Annotated in this window: 10 protein-coding genes and 1 tRNA gene; 6 read left to right on the forward strand and 5 right to left on the reverse strand. The window is 71.0% G+C overall.

Translation table 11 applies throughout. The features are described 5' to 3' along the window. The first annotated feature begins 79 nt into the window (after positions 1 to 79). Positions 80 to 153 (forward strand) — tRNA-Asp (locus QH270_RS10890). 42 nt (positions 154 to 195) lie between these two features. On the opposite strand, the gene QH270_RS10895 is transcribed toward QH270_RS10890, so the two are convergent. From QH270_RS10895 to QH270_RS10905, 3 genes are read right to left on the reverse strand one after another with little or no spacing between them, the layout of a single operon-like run. Further along, the gene (locus tag QH270_RS10895; protein WP_280340614.1) at positions 196 to 1,227 is read right to left on the reverse strand and encodes a hypothetical protein; all 1,032 of its coding nucleotides are present in this window, start codon (positions 1,225 to 1,227) and stop codon (positions 196 to 198) included. Between the two features lie 10 nt (positions 1,228 to 1,237). Next, a complete protein-coding gene (locus QH270_RS10900; protein ID WP_280340616.1) occupies positions 1,238 to 2,518 on the reverse strand; it encodes a hypothetical protein in 1,281 nt (426 codons plus the stop codon). Then, positions 2,518 to 2,826 (reverse strand): hypothetical protein, encoded by a 309-nt coding sequence (locus QH270_RS10905; protein WP_280340618.1) that lies wholly within the window; start codon positions 2,824 to 2,826, stop codon positions 2,518 to 2,520. The genes QH270_RS10900 and QH270_RS10905 overlap by 1 nt, the downstream gene beginning before the upstream one ends. 141 nt (positions 2,827 to 2,967) lie before the next feature. Here QH270_RS10905 and QH270_RS10910 point away from each other — a divergent pair, with 141 nt between their 5' ends. Next, a complete protein-coding gene (locus QH270_RS10910) occupies positions 2,968 to 3,651 on the forward strand; it encodes a GAP family protein (RefSeq protein WP_280340620.1) in 684 nt (227 codons plus the stop codon). A gap of 126 nt (positions 3,652 to 3,777) precedes the next feature. Further along, complete coding sequence (locus QH270_RS10915; protein ID WP_280340622.1) at positions 3,778 to 4,497, forward strand: polyprenol monophosphomannose synthase; 720 nt, start codon at positions 3,778 to 3,780, stop codon at positions 4,495 to 4,497. A 61-nt stretch (positions 4,498 to 4,558) separates the two neighbouring features. Here the strand turns inward: QH270_RS10915 and QH270_RS10920 are convergent, their stop codons facing one another. Further along, on the reverse strand, positions 4,559 to 4,996 hold the full coding sequence (locus QH270_RS10920; RefSeq protein WP_280340623.1) for a DUF6069 family protein: 438 nt from the start codon (positions 4,994 to 4,996) through the stop codon (positions 4,559 to 4,561). Positions 4,997 to 5,149: 153 nt separating this feature from the next. On the opposite strand from QH270_RS10920, the gene QH270_RS10925 reads away from it, so the two are divergent. The 3 genes from QH270_RS10925 to QH270_RS10935 all read left to right on the forward strand — a co-directional run bounded on the left by QH270_RS10925 (position 5,150) and on the right by QH270_RS10935 (position 7,562). Next, positions 5,150 to 5,704 carry a hypothetical protein gene (locus tag QH270_RS10925; protein ID WP_280340625.1) on the forward strand — a complete coding sequence of 185 codons (555 nt, stop codon included), beginning with the start codon at positions 5,150 to 5,152 and terminating at the stop codon, positions 5,702 to 5,704. A 117-nt stretch (positions 5,705 to 5,821) separates the two neighbouring features. After that, positions 5,822 to 6,373 (forward strand): copper chaperone PCu(A)C, encoded by a 552-nt coding sequence (locus QH270_RS10930; protein ID WP_280340628.1) that lies wholly within the window; start codon positions 5,822 to 5,824, stop codon positions 6,371 to 6,373. After that, the gene (locus QH270_RS10935) at positions 6,366 to 7,562 is read left to right on the forward strand and encodes a Dyp-type peroxidase (RefSeq protein ID WP_280340629.1); all 1,197 of its coding nucleotides are present in this window, start codon (positions 6,366 to 6,368) and stop codon (positions 7,560 to 7,562) included. The genes QH270_RS10930 and QH270_RS10935 overlap by 8 nt, the downstream gene beginning before the upstream one ends. Before the next feature lie 32 nt (positions 7,563 to 7,594). Here the strand turns inward: QH270_RS10935 and QH270_RS10940 are convergent. Beyond that, positions 7,595 to 8,908, reverse strand: a 1,314-nt coding sequence (locus QH270_RS10940) for a 1-acylglycerol-3-phosphate O-acyltransferase (RefSeq protein ID WP_280340631.1), incomplete at its 5' end; no start/stop codon positions are given.

An 8,908-nucleotide genomic window follows, 5' to 3' on the forward strand; every position in this document is an offset into this window, starting at 1 on the left:
GGATCGTGACGTCACCTGCGCGGTTACCGTCGAACGCCGGTGTCGGGGTACAGTCCTCCCGCACGCAGCGATGCGGCACGGCCCTGTGGCGCAGTTGGTTAGCGCGCCGCCCTGTCACGGCGGAGGTCGCGGGTTCGAGTCCCGTCAGGGTCGCAAAGAAATCCCCTCGCCCGTTCCGGGTCGAGGGGATTTCCGCTATCTGCGATGGTCGATGCTGGTTATCCGATACCGGCCGGGCGCCACCTCCGCGGTCCGCATGGTCTGCAGAATCTTCTCGATCGCGGCGTCGCCGGGCCACTGCTGCTGGACGGTGACGTTCCAGAGCGTGGGATCGGTGGCGTCGGCCCTGGTGATGTGGATGCAGTACTTCACGCCGGTCGGGAAGGTGGCGATGCCCGCCGCGAGCGCGGCCTCGTCGCCGACGTGGGCGTCGTCGGTGACGTAGGTGCGGGCCTTGGCGGCATCACGATCCACGTAGTAGCTGTATTCGAAACCGAGGATCGCGCCCTGGGGTGAGGCGGTGTCGCCGCGTTCGGCGCTGATGGTGATGGACTGGCTGCGGAACGACTCGCAGCCCGCCACGGCGTGCGCGGGCAGCGGCGCGACCGCGGTCTGAGTGGGCGCCGCGGTGGGGGCGCCGGAGACGCCCGCCTGCTGGGTGGACCCGGACTTCTCGTCGGGACCGAGGAAGATCGTCGCCGCCACGCCGACGAGCAGCACGAACAGCAGCGCGCCGACGATGCCCTTCACCGCGGCCGCCGCCTTCGCGCGGCCGTGTGGGTCGTCGTAGCGCTCGTCGTCGTACTTCTTGCGCGGCCGTCGGCTGATCGGGCCGCCGCCACCGAAGTCCTTGAGGCGCGGCAGGACCGGCATCTCGACCCGGTCTCCGCTCTGCTCGGTCGCGGTGGTGGTGGCCCAATCGTTCCAATCGACCTCGTCGCCGCGCTGGGGTGCGGGCTCGGCCGGTTCCGCGCTGTGCCAGTCGTTCCAGTCGCCGGTGAAGCCGTCCTCGTCGGCGGGATCGCGGTAGATCGGCTGGGTCAGCGCGGCCGGATCGACCTCGGGCCCTTCGGCATAGGGCTCCGGGTCCGGGGGTGGCCAGGTCTCCGGGTTGGTGCCGATGGTCTGCGGCTCGGCCTCACGCCTGCGCCGGCGCCGCCGTTTGCCCTGGGGGCGACGGCGCGCCGGCTCCGGCGATGACAGATAGGCGCCGAACGGGTTGTCCATCCGCCACGTCCTACGCGGTCGCCGGGACGACTCCCGGCTGCCCGTGCTTCGGGGCGGCCGATGGGCGTTCGGTCTCCTGATCCTGTTGGGGGCGTGCGGCCGGCGGAATCACCCCGGACTGGACCGGAGGTTGCTGCGCGGCGGGGGCCGGGGTGGGGTTGCTGTTCTGTTGTGGCGCTTCGACAGTCGGCGCCGCCGGGCCCTGCGTGGACGGCGCCGCCGGCGCGGGCTTGGTCGAATTGTTGTTGGTGGCACCGCCGGTGGACGGCTCGGGCTTGGTGGTGGTGTCACCGTTGCCGAGCCCGGCGAACAGGCCGCCGCCGGAGTTCCCGCCGCCGCTGGTCGACGGCGTGGTCGGCGTCGTCGTGGCGGGCGAGGTCTGAGCGCTCTCGGCGCCGGTGACATTCGCGGCGAGGGTGTCGATGCCGGTGGTCGCGAGTTCGGCGCCCTTGTCGATCCCGTGCATCGCCACCTCGGCGATCTTGTCGATCAGATGTGTGCCGAAGGTCACACCGGCGTCGATGGCCGCGGTGCCCAGTGACACGCCGCCGTCGATCAGGGCCTCCTGCAACGCGATCTGCGCGGCCGTCGCCGGATCGGTGGTGGTGGTGGTGCTGCTGTCGGAGTCCCAGGTGTCGGTGGAGGTGCCGCCGGTGCCGAGGACGTAGACGCCCGGCGCCACCTCGGTCGCGCCCTGCGGCACGGTGACGCCGTTGGTTCCGCCGAGATCGGAGGTCAGTTCCCTGGTGTTGCGGGTGTACCCGTCCATCTCCGTGCTGGCCGTACCGACCACGCCGACGGCCTCGGTGATCGCCTCCTCGGCGAGTTCGACGATCGCGTCGAGGTTGTTGCCGTTCACGGCGGGGGCCGCGGCCTTGGCCTTGGCCCGGAAGTCGGCGATGATCGCGTCGACCTTGGCCGCCGCGCTCGCCTGCGTCGAATGGGCCTGGCCCAGCAGGGTGCTCAGGCGCTGGCCGCGGTCGGCCGCCGCGGAGACCTCGGTCGCGGTCTGGCGCAGCGCGGGCGTGGCAGGTGCCGCGGTCTCGGTGGATTCCAGAGCGTAGAGGCCGAGGCGGTGCGGGTCCTCGGTGGCGCTGGTCGCCGTGGAGGCCGAGGTCAGCGCGGCCACCAGGTCGGCATCGGGAACGGCGGAGGTGTTGGTGCCCAGCGATTTCCGTAACTCCAGCAGCGGCACCTCGAGCAGCGCCACCACCGGGGCGATCTTGGCCTCCGCCTCGGCGGGCGAGATCGTGCTGAGAGTGGTCTCGGTGGCCAGCGACTTCGAGCGCATCACGCCACCTCGGTCTCGACGGCGCCCAGGTCGCTCGCCAGTCCGGTATCGATCCCGGTGACGGTGGCGCCGAAGCGATTCAGGATGTCCTGATAGGCGGTGACCAGGTTGCCCGCCGTGCTCAAGGTCGAGGCGTGTGCCCCCGCCGCGGCCGTCCAGGCCGCCGCGAACTCCCGCCCGAGCACCCCGAGACCGGACAGGTCAGCCCCCGCCGCGGTGGTCGTGTTGGTTGCCGCTTCTCCGAGTAGATCTGCGACCCGAGCTGCAGCGCGCTGATAAGCGTCGAGCGCTGACGGGTCGAATGACATTTCCGCCACGATGTCTTCCCCTTCACGATCGCGGGTGCTCGTCGGGCACTCCCGGCACGAAAAGCGTAACCAGCAAGCGCCCCCAGGGTGCAAGGTTCGTTTCCGAGGCGTCGGTGACCGGCGGGTAGGGTTTGGGCGGTCATGGGTGTCCTGCTGATCGCGTTGCTCGGGTTCGCGCTGCTCGACGCGCTGGACGTGCTGCTGGTGGCGATCACCACGGCGGTGGTGGCGGACAGCCGGTTGACGCGGCGATCGCCGATGGTGGGCGGGCTGAGTTTTCTCGGCGGCGTGTTCGCGGTGTCGGTGGCGTTCGGCGTGGCGACCGTGCTCGGCATCGACTTCCTGGTCCGCCTGTTCGACTTCCAGCTCACGCCGATGCTGCGGTACTGGGGTGAGCTGCTGATCGGCGTCGTGCTGATCGGGGTCGCCGCGCTGCCGATGGACACCACGATGCGCGGCGGCGGGCGCTGGGTCGAGCCGGTGCGCAGATATCCGTGGCTGATGGGCGTCTTCGGATTCACCCTCGGCCTGGCGAAGGTGCCCACGTCGGTGCCCTACCTGGCGGCGCTGGCGCTGTTGTCGGCGCAGCGACCGCTGCCGGTGGTGTGGCCGCTGATCGTGGCCGGTTACTGCGCGATCGCGCTGTTGCTGCCCCTGGTGGTGCTCGCGCTGGCCATGCGCCGGACTCCCCGCGCCCGCAAGGTGTACCGGGTCCTGGTGCGCGGGCTGACCCGCTTCGGGCCGCCCGTCGTCCGGGTGCTCTTCGTGGTGTTCGGCGTGGTCCTGGTGGTCGACGCGCTGGTCCACGCCCGGCAATTGTGGTGAGGGGCGCACACGGCCGCTCAGGTCGGCGTCAGGTGGATCGAGTACGGTCATAACGAATCGATGACATGCCGCCGTGCCCGCTGACCGGGTCGCGGGGCGTAACCAGGTGAGCAGGGAGGGCGACCCTTGAGGGTTACCGTTGTTGTGCCGACCTACAACGAGCGGGAAAATCTGCCGGTGGCGGTGGAGCGGCTGACGGCGCTGCCGGTCCCCGATCTGCACGTGCTGGTGGTGGACGACAATTCCCCCGACGGCACCGGTGAGGTGGCCGACAAGCTGGCCGTCGAGCTGCCGAACGTGGTGAGCGTGCTGCACCGCACCGAGAAGGACGGCCTCGGCCGGGCCTACATCGCGGGCATCACCAAGGCCCTCGACGAGGGCGCCGACGTGGTGATCCAGATGGACGCCGACCTCTCGCACCCCGCCGAGGTGATCCCGGCGATGCTGGAACAGCTGAGTTCCGCCGATGTCGGTGTCGTGCTCGGCTCCCGCTACGTGCCCGGCGGCTCGACGGCGGCGGAGTGGAAGTGGTACCGCAAGGCCCTCTCGGCCTGGGCCAACTTCTACGTGAACCTGATCCTGCGCCTCGGCGTGAAGGACGCGACCGCCGGTTTCAAGGCATGGAAGGCCGACACCCTGCGCGCGATCGACGTGGCCTCGATCCGCAGCAACGGCTACTCGTTCCAGGTCGAGATGAACTACCGCGCGATCAAGAAGGGCTACACGATCGCGGAGGTGCCGATCCGTTTCGAGGAGCGCACCCTCGGCGCCTCGAAGATGAGCCTGAAGGTGCAGCTGGAGTCGGCGCTGATGCCGTGGAAGCTGCTGTTCGGCCGCTCGGTCTAGTACCTGGACAGACGAAACGAGGACCCCGCCGGATCGGCGGGGTCCTCGTTTCGTCATGTGGTCAGGCGGCGGCGATGCTCTTGCGGACGCCTTCGAGCGCGACCACGATCACCGGGACCAGCACCACGTGCATCGCCGACAGCGCGATGGTGGACGCGGTGTCGAAGTCGGCGCCGACGGTCAGCGCGATGGTCGCGATCGCCAGCAGCGACCCGACGACCGCGCCGACGCGCAGCACTCCGGTCCACAGGTAGGCGAGCAGCACGGCGACGGTCAGGCCGATCAACAGCGGCACGGCCGACATGAGGATCACGCCGCCGGGAGCGACATCCATGACCTTGCCGCCGTCGGTGGTGACGAACGATCCGCCGGCGGCCTCGCCGATGCCCCAGACGATCAGGTTCGCCGCGACGGCGGTGGCCACACCACCCAGGACGGCGACGGGACGGCTCAGGGCGGGCAGCGTGCGGACGGCGGTCGGAGCGGTGATGGTGGTCATGATGTTCTCCCTCATTCGGTGGTGCGACAATCATCAAACCTGAACAATCCTTTAGGTCAAGCGCGCCGGGAGAACTTTCTCGAGCCGGTCGCTGAGACGCTGGTCATACGCCCTCCGCCGATTCACTACGACACGAGGTCGTAGCATGGCGGGGTGCGTGCACCGACGGATCACACCGCGCGCTTACGCGGCGCGGCGGTCGGTGCCGCCTCGGGTGCGGTCGCCGTGCTCGCGCACGGCCTCGGTGGCGCGACCGCACTGCCGTCCGGTTCCTCGGCGACAGTGCTGCTGGCCGCCTGCGGGCTGATCGGCGTGGTGGTCTCGGCGCTGCCACGGGGGAACACCGCGCTGTCGACGATGTCGGTGCTCGCCCTCGGCCAGATCGTCGGGCACACCGCCCTCTCGCTGGGGCACACCCAGCACCAGCACACCTTCTCCGCCGCGATGCTGCTCGCGCACCTGGTGGCGATCCCGGTCGGCGCGGTCGCCATCAGGGCCGCCGAGGTGGGGCTGCGCCGCGCGATCACCAGCGTGCGACGGCTGGCGCGGGTGCTGGCGGATGCGCCGAGCCCCGCCGCCCGTCCGGGCCCGACGCCGCTCGCCGACGAGCGCGCCCTGCTCCGCCAACTCCTCCTGCGGCCGGGCATCGGGTTGCGCGGTCCACCCGCGGTGGGCCGCCTCTCCTTTCCTCCCGTACCGGCCTCGTAGTCGGCACCCCTGAATTCGCGGATACCCCGCCGATGGTCCTGATCATCGGCAGTGTCCGCACGGTGTGGTGCCCAGATCCGGGTCCGGGCTCACCTCACCCCGAATCGGAGTCTCACCATGTCCGTGTTCCCGCATGCCCACCTGCCTTCGCCCCGTGCCGTCCGCCGCCTCGGCGGGGCGGCCGCACTGTCCGTCCTCGCCCTCTTCGCCACCTCCTGCTCGGACGACGAGCCCGCGCCCGCCGCCTCCGCGGATCGGATCACCATGAGCGACCAGTGGATCAAGGCCGCCGACTCCGGCATGTCGGCCGCCTTCGGCAATCTGCGCAACACCGGGGACACCCCGGTGACGTTGATCGCCGCCACCAGCCCCGCCTCGGATCGGGTCGAGATCCACGAGGTCGTCCCGGACAGCTCGGGCGCGAAGACCATGCGTCCCAAGGCGGGTGGCATCACCATTCCCGCCAAGGGCGAGGCCGTCCTGAAGCCGGGCGGCGAACACCTGATGTTCATGGATCTGAAGCAGCCGTTGCGGACCGGCGCGGAAACCTCGCTCACGCTGACCTTCGCCGACGGTTCGAGCACCGTCGTCACCGCGCAGGTGCGTGACTTCGCCGGCGGCAAGGAGAACTACGCGCCGGGTACCGAGAACTCCTCGCACGGTGGCTGATCCGCGCACCGGACTCTCCCGCCGCCGACTGCTCGGCGGGGGAGCGGCCGCGGTCGGCGCGGCCGGAATCGGCTGGGGCGCGGTCGGTCTCACCCGATCCGAGCCCGAGCGGGACGACGCGCTCGACGTGGTCCCGTTCTACGGCCCGCACCAGGCAGGCATCGAACAGGACGCGCCGGGCCACGTGGCCTTCGCCGGGTTCGATCTCGCGCCCGGTGTCGACCGGGCGGACGTCATCGGCCTGCTCCGCATCTGGACCGACGACGCGTCCCGGCTCACCCAGGGTCTGCCCGCCCTCGCCGACACCGAACCGGAGCTGGCCGTGCGCCCGGCCCGCCTGACGATCACCGTCGGATTCGGTCCGGAACTGTTCACCGTCGCCGGCCGCACCGAGCGGCGGCCCGGGTGGCTGCGGCAGCTCCCGCCGTTCTCCATCGACCGGCTGGACCCCGCCTATACCGGCGCCGACCTGGTACTCCAGGTCTGCGCCGAGGAGGCCACCACGGTCGCGCACGCGGTGCGCGTGCTGTCCAAGCACGTGAAGTCGCTGGTGACGGTGCGCTGGGTGCAGCGCGGATTCCGCGACGCGCCCCGTGGACAGACCATGCGCAACCTCATGGGTCAGGTCGACGGCACGGTCAACATCGCCCCCGGCACGGTCGACTTCGACCGGCTCGTCTGGGACGACGGCGCATCGATGCCCTGGCTCGCGGGCGGCACCTCCTTGGTGCTGCGCCGCATCGCGATGGACCTCGACACCTGGGACGAGCTCGACGAGGACGGCCGGGAACTCACGGTCGGCCGCCGTGTGTCCACCGGCGCGCCGCTCACCGGCACCGCCGAACACGACGAACCCGACCTGGCCGCGGTCGACCGCAACGGTATCCCGGTGATCCCGCCGTCGTCGCACGTCGCCAGGGCCAGGCACACCCACGACGGGGAACGGTTCCTGCGACGCGGATTCAACTACGACGAGGCGCCAGCGCCGGGACAGGTGTCGAACTCCGGGCTGCTCTTCGTCGCCTACCAGCGCGATGTCGACGCCCAGTTCCTGCCGGTGCAGCAGCGGCTGGCCGAGTTCGACGCGCTCAACGAGTGGACGACGCCGATCGGTTCCGCCGTGTTCGCGATCCCGCCCGGGGTTCCTGGGCCCGGGCACTATCTCGGGCAGCAGCTGTTCGAGAGCTGAACGGTCCGGCCGGGCACCGTGCCCGGCCGGGCTCAGGCTCGGGGCCAGTCCAGCAGCGTGCGCTCGAAGAGCCGTCGCACCTGTTCGACCTCGTCGTCCATGTCGGCCGGGTCCCAGCCGGAGACGTCGATCGGCGGCAGGATCGCGACGTCGACCACTCCGGAGCGCGCGATCGGGGAGTCGCGCCAGGCGATCTCGCCGGCATTGCGGATCACCAGCGGGATCACCGGCACGCCCGCCTGGATGGCGATGTGGAACGCGCCCTTCTTGAACGGGCCCACCCCGGGCGTGTACGAGCGGGTGCCCTCCGGCGCGACCGCGATGGACAGACCGGCGCGCAGCGTCGACACCACGGGCGCCAGCGCGGCCTTGGCGCGCTCGGTGTTCGTGCGGTCGATGAAGGTGACGCCGACGAAACGCATGAGTGGGCCGAACAGCGGATGCTTGGCGAGTTCCTTCTTGCCGATGCCGGTCACCGCGCCGTCCAGCACCTTCGGCACGATGATCACGTCGAACTGGCTCTGGTGGTTGAACAGGAACACCGCGGGTCGCGGTGCGCGGGCGTGCTCGGCGCCGACGACCCGCAGCCGCACCCCGGCGGCGGCGAGGGTCGCGGTCGCGGCGTCGTGCATGAGCGCGTCGGCCATCGCCTGGCGCCGGCGGGTGTAGGACTTGCGCGCGACGCCGAGCACCGCGCCGCCGACCAGCGCGGCGAAGCCGGCGACGGTGCGCAGATAGTCGATCGGACGCGGTGCGAGCCGGGGGCGCAAGCGCAGAACGGGCCAGCCCCGGTCGGCGGCGAGCTCCGCCAGCTCGGGCTCAGGGTCGATGACGGTCGGGACGTCGGCGAGGTCGAGCAGGGTCAGGTCGGTGGCGCTGTCGGCGTAGACGTAGCCGATCTCCACCTCGGCGGCCGCCGCGAATTCGCCGACCGCCGCGGCCTTTTCGCCACGCCACAGCGGGTCGCCCTCGGGTCGCCCGGTCACCGTGCCGTCCTCGACCGCCAGCTTCGTGCACAGGATGTGCCGGATGCCGAGCTGCTCGGCGGCGGGCTCCACCTGGTAGCGGGTGAGCTCGCTGACCAGCACCACGGTGTGTCCGGCATTCTGATGCTCGCGCACGAGCTGCCAGGCCTCGGGGAACAGCCGGCCGTAGATCTCCTTGCGGAAAGCCTTGCGGCCGAGCAATTCCAGATCGTCCTCGGTCTTCCCGGCCCAGTCGTGTTCGACGGCCCGCAGGAACCGGCTGTAGTCGCCGTCGGTGCCCCCGCGCCTGATGCCCGCGAGCAGGGTGGCCGCCGGAGCGTCGCCCCGCCGGCACCCCCAGCGCCCCCCGGGCCCGCGCGG

The organism is Nocardia neocaledoniensis (genome assembly GCF_029868625.1).
GTDB lineage: Bacteria > Actinomycetota > Actinomycetes > Mycobacteriales > Mycobacteriaceae > Nocardia > Nocardia neocaledoniensis_A.

Bases quoted from the DNA above. Each gene is read 5' to 3' on its own strand.
- QH270_RS10895 (WP_280340614.1), bottom strand. From the start codon at position 1,227: ATGGACAACCCGTTCGGCGCCTATCTGTCATCGCCGGAGCCGGCGCGC.
- QH270_RS10900 (WP_280340616.1), bottom strand. From the start codon at position 2,518: ATGCGCTCGAAGTCGCTGGCCACCGAGACCACTCTCAGCACGATCTCG.
- QH270_RS10905 (WP_280340618.1), bottom strand. From the start codon at position 2,826: ATGTCATTCGACCCGTCAGCGCTCGACGCTTATCAGCGCGCTGCAGCT.
- QH270_RS10910 (WP_280340620.1), top strand. From the start codon at position 2,968: ATGGGTGTCCTGCTGATCGCGTTGCTCGGGTTCGCGCTGCTCGACGCG.
- QH270_RS10920 (WP_280340623.1), bottom strand. From the start codon at position 4,996: ATGACCACCATCACCGCTCCGACCGCCGTCCGCACGCTGCCCGCCCTG.
- QH270_RS10930 (WP_280340628.1), top strand. From the start codon at position 5,822: ATGTCCGTGTTCCCGCATGCCCACCTGCCTTCGCCCCGTGCCGTCCGC.